A 20938-nucleotide genomic window follows, 5' to 3' on the forward strand; every position below is an offset into this window, starting at 1 on the left:
GACGATGGTAGTGTAGCATTCGCTATGCGAGAGTAGTTCACCGCCAGGCTCCCAATTCAGTAATAAGCCCGACTCGAAAGAGTCGGGCTTTTTGCTTTGTTAAGATTATTTTTCTATATTAATCTGCAACTCAGCTGCTAAGCTATAGCATTGTGACAAGGTTCAAAAGGAGTTGCCCTTGGCCCGCACACCTCAATCATATTCTTCCTCTGTTTGGTTGCAGCTTGCTGCGCTTTTGCTTGGCGCTGTGTTTATCAATGCTGTCATGCTGGCTGTTCAGCCGATAGTGTCTGCTGTTTTATTGTATGTTAGTGTTAATATTGTGCTGCTATGTACTGGCGCATTTACGCTCTGGTTTAGCATTCGTATACAAAAAACCTATATGGCTGATGCTGATAAGCTGCGCTCAGCTGTCGCGTTGTTGGAAGATAAGCTGGAGCTTAAAACGTCGCGGGATGACTCGCCTTCAGCTGCTTTGGCTAAAGTTACCAGCCAGGTTACGCATTTACTAAAGCGTGATCAGGAAGTACGGCATCTGGTGCGGGTGCAGGGGCTGATCGATCATGAGCTGGCCGTTGGTAACCGTGTGTTTTTTGAAAGTAAGCTGCAGCATTATCTTAGTGATCAGTCTGAGGTGGGTTATGGCGCGGTTTATATTATCCAGTTATCGCATCCTGAAATCAGCCGGGCAGGCATCAAACAGGTAAGCCGGCTTAAAGGTTGTGTAGATGTGCTTAATGGTATTGCAGCTGGTTATGCCGATACCGTTATTGCGCGTTTATCGGATACAGATCTGGTGATGCTGATTGCAGGGCTGAGCGGCAAAGAAATGGAAAAGCTCGGTGACCGGATGGCAGTGCTGTTAAGCCGGGCCAGCTGTTTTGCCGATTGTGCCGAGCAGGATGTATTACACATTGGCTATGCAGAATATCAGCGTGAGCAAACTTCGTATCAGATTTTATCTGAAGCAGACATGGCGTTAAAGACAGCACAGCTGCATGGCCCGAATGCGGCTTTTGGTTTTATTTTGCAAAGTGACAAGCCGCAGGCAAAAGGCTCTGTCTGGTGGCGGTCTGAACTTAATAAAGCTTTGCAGGAGCAGCGATTTGCTTTAAGTTTCCAGCCGGTTTTTTCCTGGCACGACGGTGAAATTATTCAACATGAAGTGCTGGTCAGACTGCAAAGTAGTGACAATGGCCAGATCCCGGCTGCCATATTCCTGCCTATGGCGCATAACTGCGGTTTATCAAGCCAGATTGATCAGCATGTACTTATTAAAACCGCCAAGCTGTGTGCTGCGGACATGGGTAATTATAGCCGTTGTAGCGTCAATATTAGTATTCAGGCTTTACTTGAACCGCAATGGTGGCAGTGGCTGGATCATATGGTGATCTCCGGCCAGTTAGAACCCGATACGCTGGCACTTGAGATAACCGAACACCATCTGTTGAAACACTATAAACAGCTGCGTAAGAGTTTAATTAAATTACATACTCTGGGTTTTGCCTTGATTATTGATCAGGTTGGGCTGGTAATTGATAACGCTGTTTATCTGGATGAGTTGCCGCTTGAGTCGGTAAAATTACATCCTTCAGTGGTCCGGAATATTGATCAGCATCTGGAACAACAGTTATTCGTCCGGGGTTTAATCGCCAGTTATGCCGGTAAGAGTATCCGTGTATTGGCGACCGGTGTTGAGCTTGAAGCAGAATGGCAGGTTCTGCAAAAACTGGGTATTGCCGGTGGGCAGGGGTTTTATTTCAGCCAGCCGATGAACCAGATAATAACGCAAAGTCAGCTGTAGTAATAAGGTTGCGGTAGTGTAAGCCAGCCAAGCCCTGCAAGCCGCCGGTATGAAAGAAGCTAAGGCGGCTGCCGGGTGGAAAATAACCCTGCTTTATCAGTGTAAATACACCCGCCAGAGCTTTGCCGGTATAAATGGGTTCCAGATAAAGCCGCTGCTGTGCCATGTCACGGCAAAACTGCAAGATAGTGTCATCAAACTTAGCATAGCCAGCGCCGCAAAAGTCCGTGTTTAATGACCAGTGTTGTTGCTTATCATTGCTTTGCAATAGCTGGGTAATACGTTCTGGCAAAGACGGATCTTTTACCACCGCGATACCGAGTACCTTGCAGCCAGAGCCATTAATCACACCCGCCAGAGTGCCGCCGCTGGCGGCAGCACAAATAACGTGGCTGGCATTCCCTGTCGGGGTTAAATCCAGATCTAGTTCTGCAACTCCTGTCGCTCCTGCTATTGAAGATCCGCCTTCCGGTACTATTAGTAAATGCTGATGTTGTTGTTGCAATTGCTGCAGAAAGCCGGCATCGTTACGCAGCCGGTATTGATTACGGTTCAGCAATTGAATTTGCATTCCTTGTTGCAGACAAAATGCCAGAGTGGGGTTATGTTTGTCGAGTTGATCGGCTCGGACATAAGCCAGACTTTGCAGGCCATGATGATTACACATAGCAGCTACAGCGGCTAAATGATTGGAAAAAGCACCGCCAAAGGTCAGAAAACCAGCTTTCTGTGCTTGTTGCGCCTGGGCAATATGATATTTTAACTTTAGCCATTTATTGCCCGACAGCTGTGGAATTGCAGTATTTAGCTGGTAAACCCATAGCTCAACCTGATGCTGGAACAACAAAGGCTGATGGACTTGTTGCCAACCAGCCAAAACAGGTACGGCGGTAACTTCTGCTGATTGCATAACAGTATGAAATAATGACAGTTAACGGAATAGCCGCTAGTATAGCTGCATATAAGGAGATCAGGGCATCGCTATGCTGAGAAAAATAATAAAACGGCTTCGCCCGGCAGCAGAAAATTCAGACACGGTTGTTGCAATTCATCTGGCAACAGCCAGCATCCGGCTGGTGATTTTACAAGGCACAGAGCTTAAGCAAAGTCAGACATTTAGTTACAAAGCTGATAACTGGCAGGACAGCCTGCAAGTTGCACTGCGGTCAGTCCCCGCAGGCTGTGCTTTGCATCTGGTGCTGTCTGCCGAGCGTTATCAACTGGTGCAATTAGATAAACCTGCACTGGCCGAGCACGAATTACTGCAGGCATTGCCCTGGCAGATAAAAGATCTGGTTACAATAGCGCCGGAAGATATGGTGCTCGACTACATTGACTTACCCGGTAGTAACACCCAACAGGCAAAAATCAATGTAGTGGTGTGTAGTTATGCCTGGTTAAAGCAATTAACTGCAGTGGTTGATGCAGCGGGTCTTAGCGTTAGCTCAATCCAACCCGAAGAATGGCTGCTCAGCCATATTTTGCCTGTATCGGCGCAAGCGACCATGTTGGTAGTGCATCAACCCGAACAGGAAATGCTAATTCAGATCATCCGTGATGGTCAGTTGTATTTTTCCCGCCGTACCCGTGGTTTTAGCCATTTACACCTTAATTCAGAATCAGAACTGCGCGAAGGCACGCTTGAACGTTTGCTGCTTGAACTGCAGCGCTCAATGGACTACTTCGAAAGCCAGTTAAAACAACCACCGGTGCGCGATATCCGTGTATTAATGGCCCAAACTGAGCTGATATGTGAGTTGTTTGTGCAAAGTGGGTTTAGCCGGGTAGAGCCGTTAAATTTGGCACAGTCTGCCGCGGCGGTAAACCAGGACGATTTACTGCATAACTGGCCGGCGCTGGCTGCCGCCAGTGCAGCCGCTAAAACCAGCCATATTAAGCAACGGGTAAACTTATATCAGGCCCGGCTGCATCCGGTACGTGAGCGGTTAAGCCTGCAACGCCTGGTTGGCAGCGCAGCTGCATTAACAGCAGTAGTAGTGCTGGGATGGCTGCTGTTATCGCAACAACAGCAACAGGCTGGTGCAGCGCTGGCAGAGACTGAGCTGCAGTTACAGCGGCAATTACAGCAAACCGATTTATATCAGCAGGCATTAGCGCAGCGTAAGCCAGATGAAGCACTGGTAAAACAGTATCAGCAGGCAGAATACGCTGTAGCACAAAAACAGCAACTGCTAAGTTATCTGGCAGAACAGCAGCAACAGGCCAGCCAGTTTTATAGCCCGGTGCTGCAGCATTTACAACAAGTTGATCTGGCAGAGTTATGGTTAACTAATTTCACCTTACGCCAGGGCAGCAGCAGCTTTAGCGGTGTGACGTTACAGCCTGCCAGCATTACGCTGTGGCTGGAAGGGTTGCAGCAACTCGCTTATTTTAAGGGCCAACGTTTTAGCCAGGTGAGCATGGCGCAGGTACCTGATAATACCGCCGTCAGTTTTGTATTGATGGCACAAAAAGGAGAAACGCTGTGAGCCAGTGGCAACTGCTGTCAGATCGTTTCAGCCAGCTACAGCGGCGCGAGAAGTCGCTGTTGTTCTTTGGCAGCTTATTATTATTGCTGTGGCTTAGTGTAATTTATGTGCTGGAGCCATTGTGGCATCAAACAGTGCAGACGCGTGCACTACAACTTAAAACCAGCCAGCAGTTGCAGGATGCAGAACAACAGGCTGAAGTATTGCTTGCCCAGCTCAGCACTGATTTAAACCAGGACTACCGCGAGCGTATAAGTAACCTCGAACAGCAGCAGCAACAGCTGAACGAACGTATCCGCCAAAGCGCCAGCTACTTTATTGGTGCAGAGCAAATGGTAACCTTGCTACGCAATATATTGCAAAGCAGTAAAGGCGTGCAGGTAAAAAGCCTGCTGACGTCGGCACCTAAAGCTGTGCGTTTGCAGGGGCAACAACCTGACGACCCTGCTATGTTATTTCAACACACTACAACACTGGTGATTGGCGGTGGTTACACGGATTTATTCAAAGCATTGCAACGTATGGAACAATTGCCCTGGTTGCTGAACTGGTCTGCGCTGGATTATCAGGTGGTTGAGTATCCGCAGGCCGAGCTGACCCTGACACTTATTACAGTGAGTGAGTATGAAGACTTTATTCGTTTGTAGCCTGTGGCTCCTCAGTGCCACGGCACTGGCCGATCCTACCCGGCCCGCGCCTTCCTGGCTGGCAGCTACGGCAACAGCAGACTCGGCAGTACAACCGCAAGCATTATCTTTGCAACTGATAAAACAGACAGCAAATGGCCGCATTGCCGTAATAAACGGCAGCCTGCTGCGTAAAGGTGAAAAAATAAGACAGTATCAACTGCATGATATTGCAGCTGATCATGTTGTACTGGATCTAAATGGTGAACGGCAAATACTGCGTTTAGTTAATACGGCGATCAAACAAGATGAAGAATAAGCCAGTGAATAAGTTAGGGTGGTTGTGCGGAAGTATTTTATTAACCGGATGTCAGGCTTTTCAGCAAAGTGATGTACCACAAGGCGCTCAGCGTGAATTACAGCAAGCAGCAGCGCAGCAGGCTCCGGCACGCGCTTCAGCCGCACCGGTGCCGCTGGCCGTAACGCAGGATTTGCTTAGTAGCAGTTACACGCCGGTACAGCCCGAGTTGCCACGCTTTGATGTCGCGGCCGCAAATGCCGGGTTGAATGATTTTTTCCAGTCGTTGGTTGCAGATACACCCTACAGTGTGGTGATGCACCCGGGGGTCAGTGGCGAAATTAACCTGCAGCTAAAACAGGTAACCCTGCCGGAAACGATGGCAATAGTGCAGCAACTGTATGGTTTTGACGTTCGCCAGCAGGGGCTTATCTACAAAATATATCCGGCTGGCCTGCGTACAGAAAGCATAGCGGTTAACTATTTAATGATGCAGCGCCAGGGGTTTTCTTCTGTGGCGGTCAATTCCGGTGGTGTATCACAAGACAACCAGAATAATCAGAACGGCCAGAACAACAGGAATAATCGCTCGTCACAAAGTAACTCCAATCAGGGCGATTTCAGCAATCAGAGCCAGTCTCAATCCGGGCAGCAACAATTTAACGGCAGCACAATTCAAAGTGAAAGCAAAACTGATTTCTGGAAAGACTTGGAAAAAGCAGTTAGTACAGTGCTGGGTGCCGGGCCGGAGCGTATGGTTGTAGTAACGCCACAAGCCGGTTTAGTTACCGTGCGCGGTATGCCGGACGAAATTGCCGCGGTAAAGGCTTACCTTGGCCAGTCAGAGCAGCACTTGCAGCGCCAGGTGGTGCTGGAGGCAAAAATTATCGAAGTAACGCTGAACGACGAATATCAGCAGGGCATTAACTGGCAAAATGCCATAATGAACCTGCGTAATACCAGCTTTAATTTTACCACCAGCGCCGGTGCCGCCAGCAATGCTATTAGCAGCTCGCTGGGCGGCGTAACGGCAATCAGCTTTAACAATGCCGATTTTAACGGTGTGATTAGCCTGCTGGAAACTCAGGGTAATACTCAGGTGTTGTCCAGCCCCCGGGTTACCGCCATGAATAACCAGAAAGCGGTGATTAAAGTGGGGCAGGATGAGTACTTTGTTACCAATGTCAGTAGCGAAACTACGGCGACAGTGGGCGGCACCATCAGTTCACCGTCTATTGATTTGCAACCCTTTTTCTCTGGCATAGCACTGGATGTTACGCCGCAAATTGATCAAAACGGCAGTGTTATTTTGCATGTTCACCCTTCGGTTACAGAAACAGCCGAGCAAAATAAAACTATCCGTTTTAGCAACGAGCAAATAGTGCTGCCGCTGGCACAAAGTAATATCCGCGAGTCTGACACTATTATCCGCGCCCGTAGTGGTGAAATAGTGGTAATAGGCGGTTTAATGCAAACCGTTACCACCGACAACGAGTCGCGTACGCCGGTATTAAGCGCTATTCCGTTGCTGGGTAAATTATTTACCAGCATCAACAAAGTAGAGAAAAAGAAAGAGCTGGTAATACTGCTAAAGCCAACAGTTGTTACCGAAGGCGTATGGCAGCAGCAAATTCAGCAGTCTTCAAAGCTGGTATCTGACTGGAGCCAGGGTAACTAATTATGTACCTGCAGCATTTTCAGCTTAGCCAGATGCCGTTCGGTTTAACACCGGATACCGCCTTTTTTGTGCCGCTTGAGCAGCACGAAGATGTGTTGGCTGTGTTGAAAACGGCGCTTTGTGCCGGTGAAGGTTTTATTAAAGTATGCGGTGAGGTAGGCAGTGGCAAAACACTGTTGTGCCGCAAGCTGTTACAACATACTGAGCCCGACTGGCAACTGGCGTATATCCCGGATCCTTGCCTTACGCCGTTGGAATTGCGCTGGGCACTGGCATTAGAGCTGGGCCTGAAGCACTCTGCCAATATCGAACCGCCCCAATTGCTGCAATTGCTGCAACGTCAGTTACTGTTGCTGGCTGCGCAAGGCAAAAAAGCCATAGTGCTGATTGATGAAGCCCAGGCTCTGCCGGATGAGACACTGGAGGCGCTGCGTCTGCTAACCAACCTGGAAACAGAAAAACGTAAATTGCTGCAAGTGGTACTGTTTGCCCAGCCAGAGCTGAATAAAAAGCTGGCTGGTTATCGTTTTCGGCAGTTGCGCCAGCGTATTACCTTTTCCAGTAACTTAGCCTTAATGAGCAAAAGCCAGATCAGCGCTTATGTCTGTCTGCGCGTACAGCAGGCCGGGTGTAGCCGTGCACTCTTCAGCCACTTTGCCTTAAATGCTCTGGCCCGCTACAGCCGTGGTGTACCAAGGCTGGTAAATATTCTGGCGCATAAAGCACTGCTGCTGGCTTTTGGTGAAGGTAAGCCTTATGCCGCACTGCGGCATGTGAAACTGGCGGCAATCGATACCGAAGATGTTACCGCCAAGTCCAAAGCCTGGTGGTGGTACGCCGGTAGCACGGGCTTGCTGACTTTGGCATGTGTGGCTGCCGCATCGCAAACCGGCTTGTTCCGGCTGGCAGGTGGCCAATGAGTGTCATTAATAAAATGCTGCGCGATTTAGATCAGCGCAACCACAATGCAGCCAATGTAAACCAGGTTATTGCCCGCCGCCCTGGTCAGCCGCTTTGGTTAACCGTGCTACTGCTGCTGACCTTTGGTTTACTGTGCTTTGCAATTTATGCGGTATTAAGCCGCAGTACCGTTATGCCACCGGCTACATTAACCGCTGTGGTGCCGGAACCAGCTGCACAGCTGCCAGCAAAACCGGCTGAAATTGCTATCGCAGCGCACAGCCTTGAGCCAACAAAAAGCCCTGAGCCAACAGACAGCCTTGAGCCAACGCCCACAGAAAGCCCTGCACCAACATCAGGCCCGGCGCTGACACAAAGCACAATTGCAAAACCCAGCCCCGTACCAGAGCAAACTGCAACACCAGAAGATACTAGTGCTGCAGATGCGGCCGAAATTGCCGCACAACCAGAGCCACAGCAAATAAAACCGGGCGTACTAACCGCTCAGGTTGATGCTGTGCCGCAAGCAGCTACGGTTGTGCAGGCACCAACACCAGCCCCAACAGCTAAAACCGGCAGCAGTTTAAGTGTCACCAGCCGTGAGCCTACAGCAGCGCAAAGTCAGGCCAAGCTACGCCAGCAGGCAATGGCGGCAGCGCAGGCCGGGCAGGGACAGCAGGCACTGCGATACTGGCAGCAGTTGCAGCAGTTAGCACCACAGGATGCGGTGGTTTATCTGGCGCAGGCCCGGCTTTGGTTGCAACTGGGCCAGCCGCAGCAGGCTGAAGCCAGTTTATTACAGGCAAAAGCCCAGGGTATTATGGATGCCGATATTCAGCTAATGCTGGCCCAGGCAGCTGCCAGCCGTCAGCAATGGTTGCAGGTAGAGGCATTGTTACCTGCCGGTTTTGCTGTGCCATTGCACCCCGATTATTACGGCCTTAAAGCTACAGCTTTACAACAGCTTGGGCAGCATCAACAGGCATTTGACTGGTTTGCTGAGTTAAGCGCTCTGCAGCCGCAACTGGGCAAATGGTGGCTTGGTGGCGCAGTGTCGCTGGAGGCATTAGAGCGCCCGGCAGAGGCACATCAGTATTATCTTAACGCGTTGCAATGGGGTGACAGCTTGTCAGTGCAGAGCAAAACTTATATTCAACAACGTTTAGTGGCAACAGAGTAATCTTATGCAAAGACCTCGTTTAAAAATGCGCTTGGGTGATTTACTGGTAGACGAGGGTATTATCTCGCCACCCCAGTTACAGCAGGCGTTGGCCCGGCAACAAGAAACCGGCCGTAAGCTGGGGTCTACGCTTACCGAGCTGAAATTTTTGACAGAGGTACAGTTGCTGCAGTTTTTGGCGCAGCAGCTGAATGTGCCCTTTCTTGATATTGCGCAAAAACAGATAAGCCCTAAAGCAGTGCAGTTATTGCCAGAGGTGCAGGCGCGGCGTTTCAGAGCGCTGGTGCTGGAAGATAATGGCGATACCGTGCTGCTGGGCATGAGCGATCCGGCAGATTTGGCCGCACTGGACCAGATTTCACGGCTGTTGGCGCCAAAAGAGGTGGCACTGGCGGTAGTGCGGGAAAGCCAGCTGATTGAGGCTTTCGACACTCTGTACCGGCGTACCAAAGAAATTGAAAGTTTTGCTACCCAGCTTAAAGCCGAGCATGGTGCTGACAGCAACCTTGAGCTGAATGTACTGGATGAGCAGGCCGATGCCGACAACACCATCGCTAAACTGCTGCAGTCGGTGTTTGAAGATGCCGTGCAGGTAAAGGCATCGGATATTCATATTGAGCCGGACGAAAAAGTGTTGCGTATTCGTCAGCGCGTCGACGGTGTACTGCAGGAAAGTATCCTAAATGAAGTCAGTATTGCATCGGCGCTGGTGCTGCGGCTTAAATTGATGGCAAATCTGGACATTTCAGAAAAGCGCATGCCGCAAGACGGCCGTTTTCAGATCAATGTAAAAAAACACCAGATAGATGTGCGTATTTCTACTATGCCGGTGCAATATGGCGAATCAGTGGTAATGCGTTTGCTTGACCAATCTGCCGGTTTGCTACAACTGGAAGAAACCGGCATGCCAGCGCCCTTGCTGAGTAAATTACGGCGTATTATCAAAAGCCCGCATGGCATGATTCTGGTAACCGGCCCCACCGGCTCTGGTAAAACCACCACCTTGTACGGGCTGTTAAGTGAACTTAACCAAGCTGGCAGCAAAATTATTACCGTGGAAGACCCGGTCGAATATCGTTTGCCGCGGGTTAATCAGGTGCAGGTTAACCATAAAATTGGCTTGAGTTTCAGCAACGTGCTGCGCACTACCTTACGGCAAGATCCCGATATTATTATGGTGGGTGAAATGCGCGATCAGGAAACCGCCGAAATGGGTCTGCGCGGCGCGTTAACCGGCCATTTAGTATTATCGACATTACACACCAACGATGCCGTAACCAGTACCTTGCGTTTAATTGATATGGGCGCGGCGCCCTATCTGGTGGCGTCAGCACTGCGCGCTATAGTGGCTCAGCGCTTGGTGCGGCGTTTATGTGATTACTGCAAACAGCCCTATCAGCCGGACGAGCTGGAAAGTAGCTGGTTACGCCATCATAAAGCAGATACTACCGCGTCTTACTGGCATGCCAAAGGTTGCCAGTCGTGTAATCACAGTGGTTACAAAGGCCGCCTGGGGGTATTTGAACTGCTGTTAATCACCAAGCCACTGGCCGATGCGCTACGGCGCAACGATACGGCCGGTTTTGCCCATCTGGCGCACCACAGTGAGGGTTTTGTCAGCTTGGGTACTATGGCTTTACATTATGCGCAGCAAGGCATTACCAGCCTGGACGAGGTAATAAGGGTGTCGGAATACCTTGATACCGAAAGCTTAGTGACAATGGAGCCCTAAGCACGATGGCTAACTTTGTTTACACCGCACGCGATAACAACGGTAATGCTGTTAGCGGCCAGATAGAGGCCGGCAACGAAGGCGCCGCTGCCGACTTACTGCGCCGGCGCAGTTTTATTCCGCTCACTATTCAGCGCCAGGCGGAGCAAAGTAAAACCTCGATTGGCCAGTTAGAGCTGTGGCAGGCTAAAGTATCGCTAACCGATTTAATTCTGTTTTCCCGCCAGATGTATTCTCTGATGAAAGCCGGTATTCCAATAGTGCGGGCTATTGAAGGCCTGGCGCAAAGCACCAGCTCTAAACGTTTGCAAAGGGTGCTGGGCGAGCTGGTTGGTCAGCTGGAAAATGGCCGCAGTTTATCGGTAGCGCTGGCCGAACATCCCAAGGTATTTAGCCGCTTAATGGTTAGCATAGTGCACGTAGGTGAAAACACCGGCCGCTTAGACGAGGCCTTTTTACAGCTGAATTATTATTTTGAGCAAGAGTTGGAAACCCGCAAACAAATTAAGCAAGCCACCCGTTATCCGTTTTTTGTACTAATAGCACTGGTAGTGGCCATGTTTATTCTTAACCTGGCAGTTATTCCACAATTTGCCAATATGTTTGCCCGCTTTAATGCCGAATTACCCTGGTCTACCAAAGCATTACTGGCCAGTTCGGCATTTTTTGTCGCCTACTGGCCGTTAATTATTATTGCTGCAATTGGTGCTACGTTTGGCTTTCGCAGTTATATCAAAACCGATAAAGGCCGGGTTGTCTGGGGCCGCTGGCGGTTGGTGTTTCCTATTATCGGCAATGTTATTTACCGTGCCACGCTGGGCCGTTTTGCCCGTAGTTTTGGCATGATGTTAAAAGCCGGTGTACCGATGACCAGCGCACTAACCCTGGTAGCCGATGCGGTAGACAATGAATATATGGGTGAAAAAATCCGTGATATGCGGCGTAATATTGAGCGCGGTGAAAGTTTATTGCGGGTAAGCCAGCAAAGCGGGATGTTTACCCCTCTGGTATTGCAAATGATCGCCGTAGGCGAAGAAACCGGTGCCATGGACGATATGCTTGGTGAAGTAGCCGGTTTTTATGAGCGTGAAGTGGCCTTTGATTTAAAAAGCCTGACCGCAAAAATTGAACCCATTCTTATCGCTATAGTGGCGGTGATGGTACTGATTCTGGCATTGGGTATCTTTACGCCAATGTGGGATATGCTCAATGCTTATAAGGGTAATACCGGTTAACGTTTTTACAATTGTGGGCGACATTGGGATGTAATTACTAATATTAGCGATATACTAACGACAATAAGCAACTTGGAGGCACAGGTATGAAAAGACAAACAGGTTTTACCCTGATAGAACTGGTTATAGTAATTATTATTTTAGGGTTACTGGCTGCAACCGCCTTACCCCGGTTTTTAAATGTTACCGAACAAGCCGAAGATGCCGCAATTGAGGGCATAGCCGGTGGCTTTGCCTCTGCCGTTGGTTTGGTGCGGGCACAATGGGAAGTTGAAGGCCGTCCTAATGATACAGCAACTAATGATAATACTGTGAGTTACGACAATATCACTATTGGTGTTGATGGTAATATTGGCTACCCGACACGCAACCCAAGTGAGGCGGACACATTAGCGGCTAATGTTGATGCGGATGATTGCCTGTTTTTAATTGACAACTTATTTCAGAACACAGTTGACGCTTCCACTACATTTAGTGCCAACAATCGTATTTTTGTCCGGCTGGACACTAGCAACGTCAATGGTGTGCGGTGTTTTTACCATCAAACAGCTGGTTTAGCAGCTACACCAACTGATACAACAAATAATAACTCGTTTTCGTACCGCCCTGCCACTGGCCAGGTTGAACTGTTTTTAAATAAACCCAATTAAGAGAGTGTTAAATATGAAACGTAACCAAGGTTTTACATTAATTGAATTAATCATCGTTATCGTTATTCTGGGTATTCTGGCAGTTACAGCCGCACCACGGTTTTTAGATTTTTCAGGAGATGCCAGAACGTCAACATTGAATGGTGTGCGTGGTGCTTTAGAATCAGCAGGTGCGTTGGTCTATGGCCGTGCAATTATCGCTGGGGTGCAAAATGATGATGCCGTGGCTGTAGCTGACAGTCCTGTTGCAGCTGTCGCTTTAGTCAACGGTTATCCTGCGGCGGATGTTGCGTCTTTACGTGGTGCCACAGAGCTTGTGGCTGCTGAATGGGATATGGCTGTAAGTACCGCTAATAATGCGCCAGGATTTGGCGCTGTTGGCACTACATCTGTTGTAATTTCACCTGTCGGTACTAATTTAGCTACTACCGAGGCAGATTCGTGTCATGTTGTTTATGTCCAGTCAACAGGTGATGGTATTAAACCGATTATTACAGTGTATGCTGATGGTTGCTAAGTGGTAACTACTTATGAAACTACAGCACCGCGGCTTTACCCTAATTGAGCTTATCGTGGTGCTGGTATTAATCGGGGTACTCGCTGTTAGCGTTGTACCCCGTTTTTTTGATGCCTCCGGTACATCAGAATATTTATACCGTGATCAGGCCTTAAATATACTGCGCCGGGTGCAAATACAGGCGATGCAGTGCACTGACTGTGGCTCACAGGGCGTTATAGTACAAAGCGACAGAATATTCTCGGGCACTAATGCCTGTTTAAATGATGCCACACACTTATGTATAGCGCCGCAGGATAGCAGCACTATTACGTTAACTAAAACAGGCTTTAATATTCAGCTGAATTTTGACAGCAATGGCCGTCCGTTAAGTAACTGTGCAACCGGCACTTGCCGGATAACCATTCAGGGGGCTGTTGCGCTGCCCATTTGCATTGAAGCTGAAGGCTATATTCACCCATGCTAAAACTCAGCCTAAAATATAGCCGCGGCGTTACCTTAATAGAGCTAATTGTCGGCATAGTGGTGCTGGCCATTAGCTTAAGTATTATTACCTCGGTATTAGGCCCGTTGTTTATTAAAAGCGCTGATCCCTGGCATCAGGTGCGCGCTGCTGAGCTGGGGCAAAGTTTTATCAACGAAATACTGGGCCGCTCTTATGATCAAAACAGCAGCCGCAGTGGCAGTTTGCTGCGTTGTAATGAAACTGGTGCCCAAAGCTGCACTGCTGAGGCAAACTTTGGCCCGGATGGCAGCGAAAGCCGGCTGAGTTTTAACGACGTAGATGATTTTCATAATTTTACCGGCACCGGTGAAATTTTTAGCAATATTTTAGATCTGCAGCCAGAATTGTCTGATTACTATCGCAGTTACAAACTTAATGTTGCCGTAGCCTATGCTGGCGCGGAGTTTGGTTTAAATAACCAGCAGGTTAAAAGAATTACTGTCTCGGTTACTACACCCACTGGTGCGCAAATCGATTTTGCCGCCTATAAAGGAAACTGGTAATGCGCAGCGCCGGTTTTACGCTAATTGAGCTGGTTATTACCATGGTAGTGCTGGCTATACTGGCTCTGGGTATTACCAGCTATATTGGCCTGGGTGCCCGTATGTACAGCGACGCCGCCGAGCGGGAGCAGGTGCTGGGGCAAAGCCGCTTTGTTGCTGAGCGGATGGTGCGCGAGCTGCGTAATGCCGTGCCAAATAGCGTGGTGTTTTCCAGTACCAGCAACTGCCTGCAGTTTCGGCCAATTTTATATAGTGGTATCTACACCAATGCGCCCTTTGAACAAAACGGCACCAGCATGACTGTAATAAGCCCCGATTTACGGGCGGTAAGCCCGCGTACCTATGCTGCAGCAAGCAGGCCACAGTTGACGGTTTACCCTACCAGCGCAGCAAACCCCGGAGGCACCGTACAGCTGAATAGTATCAGCACACTAGATTCTGCCACTGCGCGCTTTACGCTGAATTTTGATAGCTTTCGCTTTACCCGCCAATCGCCCGAGCAGCGTTTTTATATAGCCGATGCAATAGTGCAGTACTGTCTTGTTGGCGCAAGCAGTGGCCGTTTTAATATTACACGTAATAGTGTGCTTATGGCTGAGGGGTTAAGAGAATCTCAGGTGTTTCGCGTAACTGACGCCGTGCTAACCCGTAACTCGGTGGTGAATATCTTTTTGCAGTTTGGCTATGGTGGCAACGCCGATATGTTTTTTAACTACGAGGTGCATATTCCCAATGTACCTTAACTATCAAAAGCAGCGCGGCAGTGCGCTGGTTATCGCCGTTTTTGTTATCGTTGTTATGCTGGCGCTGGCAGTGGGTTTGTCGCGCTTGCTAATCAGCAGCAGTGAAACTGTAGTATATGAAGTGCAGGGCACACGGGCACTGTTTGCGGCGCAAAGCGGGCTTGATATAGCGTTAACACAGCTATTTCCGCTAAATGGCACTGCAGCTGGTTGTGGTGTTGTTACAGCGTCGCGCAGTTTTAATGCCGACAGTTTGCAAAGTTGCAATGTCAGTATCAGTTGCACCCCCTTTACCAATGCGGCGCCAGACAGCATTACTCTGTTTCAGCTTAGCAGCACAGCCGAGTGCACGGCAGGAGGTTTTCAAACCCGCCGCACTGTGCAAATAGAGGTGCGTTGATGTCGTTAATATACCGCTTCGCAATTTTATGTCTGATGTTGTTGCCGTTTGGTGCTTATGCGGCCACTTACTCTATGGCACAAGGCAGCCGCCCGCCATGCAGTACCAACTGGTCAGTTAATGGTAATACTTATACCTGTGGCGGAAATGGCCGGGTAACATTGGCAAACAGCGATATCATTGCCGCGCCTGCTGCCAGCATTACGCTGATAGCTGCCAATGGCGTTCAACTTGGCACAAATGTTACGCTGGGTAGCAACACCAACAGGGTTAACCTGCAAGCAGAATACGGTACTGTGGTTATTTCTACCGGCGGTGTGATCTGGGGCAATGTACAGACGACCAGCGGTGCTGTTTCTGCTACCTCTGCTACAGTCAATGGTAATGTGCAGACCAACAATACTTATACTCATAATAGCGGCGTGGTAAACGGCACTATTAACGCGAATAACGGTGTCACGCTGACTGATGTAGCCGTGTCGGGTACTGTAACGGCAAACAGCGATGTTAATCTTACCGGTGGCAGTGTCGGTGGCAGGGTAACCAGCAGCAGTAACAGAGTGATTACTAATGATACTAATCTGGCAGATGGCGCAACCGCACAGTCGGGTTTTGCTATCACCGGCGGCACTATTGCCGGTAGTTTTGTGCTTAATGCCAATACTGCGGCTACTTTTACCGATGTAACGATGACATCCGGCAGTATCAGCGGTGCCAGTACTGTAACTATTAGCAATAGCCAGCTTGGCTCTGCTAGTAATATGATTAATGTCAGCAGTAACAGTGGTGCCGTAACGCTGAACAATAACAGTGTGGTTTACGGCGTATTGCAGGCTCCGGGCTATTCAACCGTGAATGTACAAACGGGTAGCCAGGTATATGGCCAGTGTTTGCCAAACTCTACTCCTGCTAGTGCCTGTGCTCTTTATACTACGCCCCAATATGAATATCGTTTTGATCAGTCTGAATGGACAGGAGCAACCGCTGAGGTTCTCGATTCTATTGGTAATAATCACGGCACTGCTTTTGCTGCGCAAACGAGCGCAGAAAATGCCGGGCAAATATGCCGCGCCGGTGAGTTTAACGGTGCCAGCTATGTAACGGTGCCAGACTTATCAGTGCTAAGAGGAACTGCTTCACTGAGTTTCTGGATTAAAACCACGGCCACAGGTAACGACACGGTGTGGCAGGCTCCGGCTATAACCGGGGTAGAGCAAAGTGGTGGCGCTGATGATATTTTCTGGGGCTGGATTGACAGTCAGGGCCGGATTGGCCTGACCAAGGGGGATTACAGTTCGGCCGTTGTGAACACTAAATCATCTGTTGCTATAAACAATGGCCAGTTCCGTCATGTGGTGTTAACCCGCAACGCCAATACCGGCGCATTTCAGATTTTTATTGATGGCGTATTAAACCGTAGTGGCAGTTACAGCGCTATGCAGGGGGTAGTGAGTAACCAGTTTAATGATATCGGCCGGGTACGTCATACCAACGGCAGCAATTTTAACTATTTAACTGCGACACTTGATGAAATACAGGTTTATAGCAGTGTGATTAGCACGCAGGAAGTGCAGCGCTTATATAACCTGCAGCGGGAAAAGCGTAACCTGTCCGGCGAAGTGCGCCAATGTCCGCAGCTTCCGCTACAGTGTCTTAATGACAGCTTTACTGGTGCCTTATCAGATAGCTGGATTACTGCCCGCAGCAGTGGCAGTTTTACCCCGTCGGTGGTTAACGGGCGTTTGCGTATGACGCAAAATGTCGGCAACCAGTCAACCTCCGTGACCTATCAGCGTTTATACCCGGCAGCAAATAATCTGGTAGTGGTTGAGTTTGATTATTTAGCTTATGGCGGTAACGGTGCTGATGGATTAGCGTTGGTATTATCAGACGCTACTGTTACGCCGCAGCCTGGTTCTTTTGGCGGGCCTTTGGGTTATGGCTTTAAACCCGGTATTCCGGGTTTTGCCGGTGGTTGGCTGGGGTTTGGCCTGGATGAATATGGTAACTATTCTGCTGAGGGCGGTAGCACCAATGTTGGCAGACGGCAGCAGTCTGTAGTTGTGCGTGGCTCAGGCTCTGGCACCACGGGTTATCGCTATTTACGGGGCACCTGCAATGACGGAAGAGACAATGCTAGCAGTAATTGCCTAACACCAGCGGTAGATGGTAACCAAAACTCACCACATCGTTATCGTTTTACCATTGATTCCCGTCAAACTGGCTCAACGCTGGTATCTGTCGACCGAAATACAGGGAGCGGTTTTACCAATTTAATTCCTGCATTTAATGCCCAAGCTATGAACGGGCAAGCCGCAGTGCCAGAGAATTTCTTTGTTTCTATTACCGGCTCAACCGGTGGTTCTAATAATATTCACGAGCTGGATAATTTAAGCATTTGCGCACTTAGATCAAACCCGGTTGGCCAGCAAATAGATCATATTGAATTAACACATCAGGCAACGGGTATCGCTTGTGTGGCTTCTGCTGTGCAGGTAAAAGCCTGTTTAAATGCAGACTGTAGTACTTTGTTCACCAGCCCTGTCTCGGTAGATCTTGCTAATTCAGCTGGTAACTGGCAAACAGATCCCATAACCCTAAGCAATGGCGTGGGTACTGCTTATTTAAGAAACCCCGGCGGTGGTGTGGCCACCATAGGGGTAACAGAAACGGTGCCGCCAAGAAAAGCCTTTAGCCAAACGGTATGCAAGGTGGGTAGCAACAACAGTAATTGCCAGATCAATTTTGCTAACGCTGGTTTATTGTTTGCACAGGCCGATGGTGTTACCCCCCTTAGTCATCAGACAGCCGGTGTTGCTTTTAACGGCGTGCTAAGGGCCATTCGCACCAATACCACTACCGGAGCCTGTGAGGCCAGAGCCGAAGGCAGCAAGACTGTGCGCCTGGGCTTTAGTTGTGAAAATCCGTCCAGCTGTATTGCCGGGCAAGAATTTAGTATTAACAACACCCAGATTGCAGGCAATGGTGCTGCAAGCAGCGCTAATCGTAGTAATGTTAACCTGACATTTAATAGCAACGGCAGTGCACCGCTAACCATGCGTTATACCGATGTGGGGCAGTTAGCCCTGCACGCCAGTCTGGCTTTACCGGAACAATCTCCCGATCCGGCCATAACACTGAACGGCAGCAGCAATGCCTTTGTGGTGCGGCCGCATACGCTGGCAGTGGTGCAGGCACTGCGGCAAAACGGTAGCGCTAACCCTGCCACCCAAACCGGCGGAAATGGTTTTGTCGCTGCCTCAGAGCCATTTAATGTGGTCATTGAAGCCCGCAATGCTGACGGGCAGGCAACACCAAATTTTGGTAAAGAATTAAACCGGCAAAGGGGAGAGGCGGTATTTAATCAGCTGGTTTATCCGCCGTCAGGTAACAACGGTACCTTTAATGGCGGGGCTGTTGACACTGCCACTGCTGCACTTAACGGGCGGCAGACAGTAACAGGCGTCAGTTGGAATGAAGCTGGTAGCATTACACTGCGGGCAAAACTGTTAAATGATACCTATCTTGGCATTGCCGACATTTCGGTTAAACCGGTAAGTGAAACCGTAGGCCGGTTTTATCCGGATAATTTTGCGCTGGCCAGCAGTGAGGTCAGCAACAGCTGCACCAATTTCAGTTATATGTCACAACCGGCACTAACGGTGAATTACCAGCTGGAAGCCAAAGGCCGCGGTGGTAATACGTTGCAAAACTACCACAGTGCTCATTATCCTGCGGGCGCTGCAACTATGCTAACGGTGGCGCAGGACAATAGCACACGGCTGGCGGCAGAGCGCTTAGCCGTGCAGGCAGCACAATGGCAGCACGGTGTGTACCGGGTACAACAAAATAACGCCAGCTTTAACCGGGTAGCTGCGCCTGACGGGCCTTACACCAATATGCAACTGGGGTTACAGATAGTGTCAGAACAAGACAGCCGTAATTTTCCGGCCTTTACGCTGGGTACTGATGCACTGGCATTAAGTGGTACGCTAAATATGCGCTATGGCCGGCTGGTACTGCAAAATAGCGGCGGGCCTGAGGATGAGCCTGTGCCACTGGCTTTTAAAACGGAGTACTGGCAGGGCGGGCGCTTTATCAATAACATTGAAGATAATTGCAGCCTAATCAGCAACAGTTCAGCTTTACTCAGCACAATAAGCGGCACTCCGGCGCTAAGCATGACGGGTGTGGGCGGTGTGGTACAAAATGGCCGCTTTCCTGCCCAGTCTTTAACGCTGGCGCCACCGGGTGTTCCCGGTGTCTGGCAGGTTGAATATATGGCCGAACCCTGGCTGCAATATCACTGGCGTGGCGCTTCGGCGAATTATCAGCAAAACCCGCAGGCAGAGATTATGTTTGGCCGTTTTCGTGGTAATCCAAGGCAAATTTTCTGGCGTGAACTATTCCGCTAAACGCCAGCCTAATGCAGGCTGAGCGCTGGTAAGTGGTTGCTGACAGATAAATACAGGCAATACTTGGTTTAATTGCACAAAAATGTAAGATAAGGCTATTCACACGCTGGCGAGTTACTTAGAATAAACGCCGCTATATTTACCATTGCTGCGACCTTAGTGCGGTGCAGTGCTGACCTGCCTTTGGCGGCTCAGGTTTATAAGGATCCGGTTTCTTCATGTTTAATAAATTGCGTGGCCTCTTTTCAAACGATTTATCTATCGACCTGGGTACTGCCAATACACTGATTTACGTTAAAGATCAGGGCATAGTACTGAACGAACCCTCAGTTGTTGCCATTCGTCAGGAGCGTGCTGGCGGGCCCAAAAGTGTTGCGGCGGTTGGCCATGCAGCAAAGCGTATGCTTGGGCGCACCCCCGGCAACATTAAAGCGATCCGACCGATGAAAGATGGCGTTATCGCCGACTTTTACGTCACAGAAAAAATGCTGCAGCATTTTATCCGTCAGGCGCACAGCAATAGTTTTCTGCGGCCCAGCCCGCGCGTGCTGGTGTGCGTGCCTTGTGGTTCTACCCAGGTAGAGCGCCGGGCGATCCGTGAATCGGCCCAGGGGGCAGGTGCGCGTGAAGTGTATTTAATTGACGAACCTATGGCCGCGGCTATCGGCGCCGGCTTGCCGGTATCAGAAGCCACCGGTTCTATGGTGGTCGATATCGGCGGTGGTACTACTGAAGTTGCTATTATCTCGTTAAACGGCGTGGTGTACTCTTCTTCTGTACGTATTGGTGGCGACAAGTTTGATGATGCTATCGTTAACTATATCCGTCGTAATTACGGCATTTTAATTGGCGAAGCCACTGCCGAGCGCATTAAAACTGAAATTGGTTCAGCCTATCCCAGTGATGACGTACTGGAAATTGAAGTACGTGGCCGTAACCTGGCCGAAGGTGTACCACGCAGCTTCACTATGACCAGCAATGAAATTTTAGAAGCTCTACAAGAACCGTTAGCCGGTATTGTCAGCGCAGTAATGGTTGCGCTGGAGCAATCCCCACCAGAGCTGGCGTCAGATATTTCTGAGCGCGGCATGGTATTAACTGGTGGTGGCGCTTTGCTGCGCGATCTGGACCGTTTACTGATGGAAGAAACCGGTATTCCGGTAGTAGTGGCTGATGATCCGCTAACGTGCGTGGCGCGTGGTGGTGGTAAGGCACTGGAGATGATAGATATGCATGGTGGTGATGTGTTCAGTTATGACTAAC

The 20938-nt window shown here is 49.6% G+C and carries 18 protein-coding genes; 17 read left to right on the plus strand and 1 reads right to left on the minus strand.

Features of this window, described 5'->3' with window-relative positions; genetic code table 11:
* Positions 1 to 178 precede the first annotated feature (178 nt).
* Positions 179 to 1804 carry an EAL domain-containing protein gene (locus tag AR688_RS00005; RefSeq protein WP_068227476.1) on the plus strand — a complete coding sequence of 542 codons (1626 nt, stop codon included), beginning with the start codon at positions 179 to 181 and terminating at the stop codon, positions 1802 to 1804.
* Here AR688_RS00005 and AR688_RS00010 read toward each other — a convergent pair.
* Positions 1761 to 2714 carry a 1-aminocyclopropane-1-carboxylate deaminase/D-cysteine desulfhydrase gene (locus tag AR688_RS00010; protein ID WP_068227482.1) on the minus strand — a complete coding sequence of 318 codons (954 nt, stop codon included), beginning with the start codon at positions 2712 to 2714 and terminating at the stop codon, positions 1761 to 1763. The two genes, AR688_RS00005 and AR688_RS00010, sit on opposite strands and share 44 nt — an antisense overlap.
* A gap of 820 nt (positions 2715 to 3534) precedes the next feature.
* On the opposite strand from AR688_RS00010, the gene AR688_RS20705 reads away from it, so the two are divergent.
* From AR688_RS20705 to AR688_RS00090, 16 genes are all read left to right on the plus strand, one after another.
* Positions 3535 to 4293 (plus strand): PilN domain-containing protein, encoded by a 759-nt coding sequence (locus AR688_RS20705; RefSeq protein WP_442965984.1) that lies wholly within the window; start codon positions 3535 to 3537, stop codon positions 4291 to 4293.
* Entirely contained in the window at positions 4290 to 4940 is a 651-nt protein-coding gene (locus AR688_RS00020) for a hypothetical protein (RefSeq protein ID WP_068227485.1), read from the plus strand. Before AR688_RS20705 ends, AR688_RS00020 begins: the two co-directional genes overlap by 4 nt.
* A complete protein-coding gene (locus AR688_RS00025; RefSeq protein WP_068227490.1) occupies positions 4918 to 5238 on the plus strand; it encodes a hypothetical protein in 321 nt (106 codons plus the stop codon). Before AR688_RS00020 ends, AR688_RS00025 begins: the two co-directional genes overlap by 23 nt.
* Positions 5239 to 5242: 4 nt before the next feature.
* Positions 5243 to 6895 carry a pilus (MSHA type) biogenesis protein MshL gene (gene mshL, locus AR688_RS00030; RefSeq protein WP_231731871.1) on the plus strand — a complete coding sequence of 551 codons (1653 nt, stop codon included), beginning with the start codon at positions 5243 to 5245 and terminating at the stop codon, positions 6893 to 6895.
* Positions 6896 to 6897: 2 nt separating this feature from the next.
* Complete coding sequence (locus AR688_RS00035; protein ID WP_068227497.1) at positions 6898 to 7815, plus strand: ExeA family protein; 918 nt, start codon at positions 6898 to 6900, stop codon at positions 7813 to 7815.
* Positions 7812 to 8975, plus strand: coding sequence for a tetratricopeptide repeat protein (locus AR688_RS00040; protein WP_068227500.1), 1164 nt, complete (start codon positions 7812 to 7814; stop codon positions 8973 to 8975). The genes AR688_RS00035 and AR688_RS00040 overlap by 4 nt, the downstream gene beginning before the upstream one ends.
* A gap of 4 nt (positions 8976 to 8979) precedes the next feature.
* On the plus strand, positions 8980 to 10707 hold the full coding sequence (locus AR688_RS00045) for a GspE/PulE family protein (RefSeq protein ID WP_068227501.1): 1728 nt from the start codon (positions 8980 to 8982) through the stop codon (positions 10705 to 10707).
* Between the two features lie 5 nt (positions 10708 to 10712).
* On the plus strand, positions 10713 to 11942 hold the full coding sequence (locus AR688_RS00050) for a type II secretion system F family protein (protein ID WP_068227505.1): 1230 nt from the start codon (positions 10713 to 10715) through the stop codon (positions 11940 to 11942).
* Positions 11943 to 12028: 86 nt separating this feature from the next.
* Entirely contained in the window at positions 12029 to 12592 is a 564-nt protein-coding gene (locus tag AR688_RS20570) for a prepilin-type N-terminal cleavage/methylation domain-containing protein (RefSeq protein WP_068227508.1), read from the plus strand.
* A 13-nt stretch (positions 12593 to 12605) separates the two neighbouring features.
* Positions 12606 to 13109 carry a prepilin-type N-terminal cleavage/methylation domain-containing protein gene (locus AR688_RS20575; RefSeq protein ID WP_068230973.1) on the plus strand — a complete coding sequence of 168 codons (504 nt, stop codon included), beginning with the start codon at positions 12606 to 12608 and terminating at the stop codon, positions 13107 to 13109.
* Between the two features lie 13 nt (positions 13110 to 13122).
* A complete protein-coding gene (locus tag AR688_RS20580; protein ID WP_068227510.1) occupies positions 13123 to 13575 on the plus strand; it encodes a type II secretion system protein in 453 nt (150 codons plus the stop codon).
* Positions 13569 to 14117: a type IV pilus modification PilV family protein gene (locus AR688_RS00070; RefSeq protein ID WP_068227513.1), complete on the plus strand. Its 549-nt coding sequence runs from the start codon at positions 13569 to 13571 to the stop codon at positions 14115 to 14117. The genes AR688_RS20580 and AR688_RS00070 overlap by 7 nt, the downstream gene beginning before the upstream one ends.
* Positions 14117 to 14860, plus strand: a complete 744-nt coding sequence (locus AR688_RS00075) for a prepilin-type N-terminal cleavage/methylation domain-containing protein (protein ID WP_068227516.1) — start codon at positions 14117 to 14119, stop codon at positions 14858 to 14860. The genes AR688_RS00070 and AR688_RS00075 overlap by 1 nt, the downstream gene beginning before the upstream one ends.
* Entirely contained in the window at positions 14850 to 15260 is a 411-nt protein-coding gene (locus tag AR688_RS00080) for a type II secretory pathway component (RefSeq protein WP_068227519.1), read from the plus strand. Before AR688_RS00075 ends, AR688_RS00080 begins: the two co-directional genes overlap by 11 nt.
* Entirely contained in the window at positions 15260 to 19675 is a 4416-nt protein-coding gene (locus AR688_RS00085; RefSeq protein ID WP_068227520.1) for a DUF6701 domain-containing protein, read from the plus strand. The genes AR688_RS00080 and AR688_RS00085 overlap by 1 nt, the downstream gene beginning before the upstream one ends.
* 218 nt (positions 19676 to 19893) lie before the next feature.
* Positions 19894 to 20937, plus strand: a complete 1044-nt coding sequence (locus AR688_RS00090; RefSeq protein WP_008219881.1) for a rod shape-determining protein — start codon at positions 19894 to 19896, stop codon at positions 20935 to 20937.
* The last annotated feature ends 1 nt before the right edge of the window (position 20938 follow it).

The sequence above is a fragment of the Rheinheimera sp. EpRS3 genome (assembly GCF_001513785.1).
Classification (GTDB): Bacteria; Pseudomonadota; Gammaproteobacteria; order Enterobacterales; family Alteromonadaceae; genus Alishewanella.

Bases quoted from the DNA above. Each gene is read 5' to 3' on its own strand.
- AR688_RS00010 (WP_068227482.1), bottom strand. From the start codon at position 2,714: ATGCAATCAGCAGAAGTTACCGCCGTACCTGTTTTGGCTGGTTGGCAA.
- AR688_RS20705 (WP_442965984.1), top strand. From the start codon at position 3,535: ATGGCCCAAACTGAGCTGATATGTGAGTTGTTTGTGCAAAGTGGGTTT.
- AR688_RS00025 (WP_068227490.1), top strand. From the start codon at position 4,918: ATGAAGACTTTATTCGTTTGTAGCCTGTGGCTCCTCAGTGCCACGGCA.
- AR688_RS00035 (WP_068227497.1), top strand. From the start codon at position 6,898: ATGTACCTGCAGCATTTTCAGCTTAGCCAGATGCCGTTCGGTTTAACA.
- AR688_RS00040 (WP_068227500.1), top strand. From the start codon at position 7,812: ATGAGTGTCATTAATAAAATGCTGCGCGATTTAGATCAGCGCAACCAC.
- AR688_RS00045 (WP_068227501.1), top strand. From the start codon at position 8,980: ATGCAAAGACCTCGTTTAAAAATGCGCTTGGGTGATTTACTGGTAGAC.
- AR688_RS00050 (WP_068227505.1), top strand. From the start codon at position 10,713: ATGGCTAACTTTGTTTACACCGCACGCGATAACAACGGTAATGCTGTT.
- AR688_RS20570 (WP_068227508.1), top strand. From the start codon at position 12,029: ATGAAAAGACAAACAGGTTTTACCCTGATAGAACTGGTTATAGTAATT.
- AR688_RS20575 (WP_068230973.1), top strand. From the start codon at position 12,606: ATGAAACGTAACCAAGGTTTTACATTAATTGAATTAATCATCGTTATC.
- AR688_RS20580 (WP_068227510.1), top strand. From the start codon at position 13,123: ATGAAACTACAGCACCGCGGCTTTACCCTAATTGAGCTTATCGTGGTG.
- AR688_RS00070 (WP_068227513.1), top strand. From the start codon at position 13,569: ATGCTAAAACTCAGCCTAAAATATAGCCGCGGCGTTACCTTAATAGAG.
- AR688_RS00075 (WP_068227516.1), top strand. From the start codon at position 14,117: ATGCGCAGCGCCGGTTTTACGCTAATTGAGCTGGTTATTACCATGGTA.
- AR688_RS00080 (WP_068227519.1), top strand. From the start codon at position 14,850: ATGTACCTTAACTATCAAAAGCAGCGCGGCAGTGCGCTGGTTATCGCC.
- AR688_RS00085 (WP_068227520.1), top strand. From the start codon at position 15,260: ATGTCGTTAATATACCGCTTCGCAATTTTATGTCTGATGTTGTTGCCG.
- AR688_RS00090 (WP_008219881.1), top strand. From the start codon at position 19,894: ATGTTTAATAAATTGCGTGGCCTCTTTTCAAACGATTTATCTATCGAC.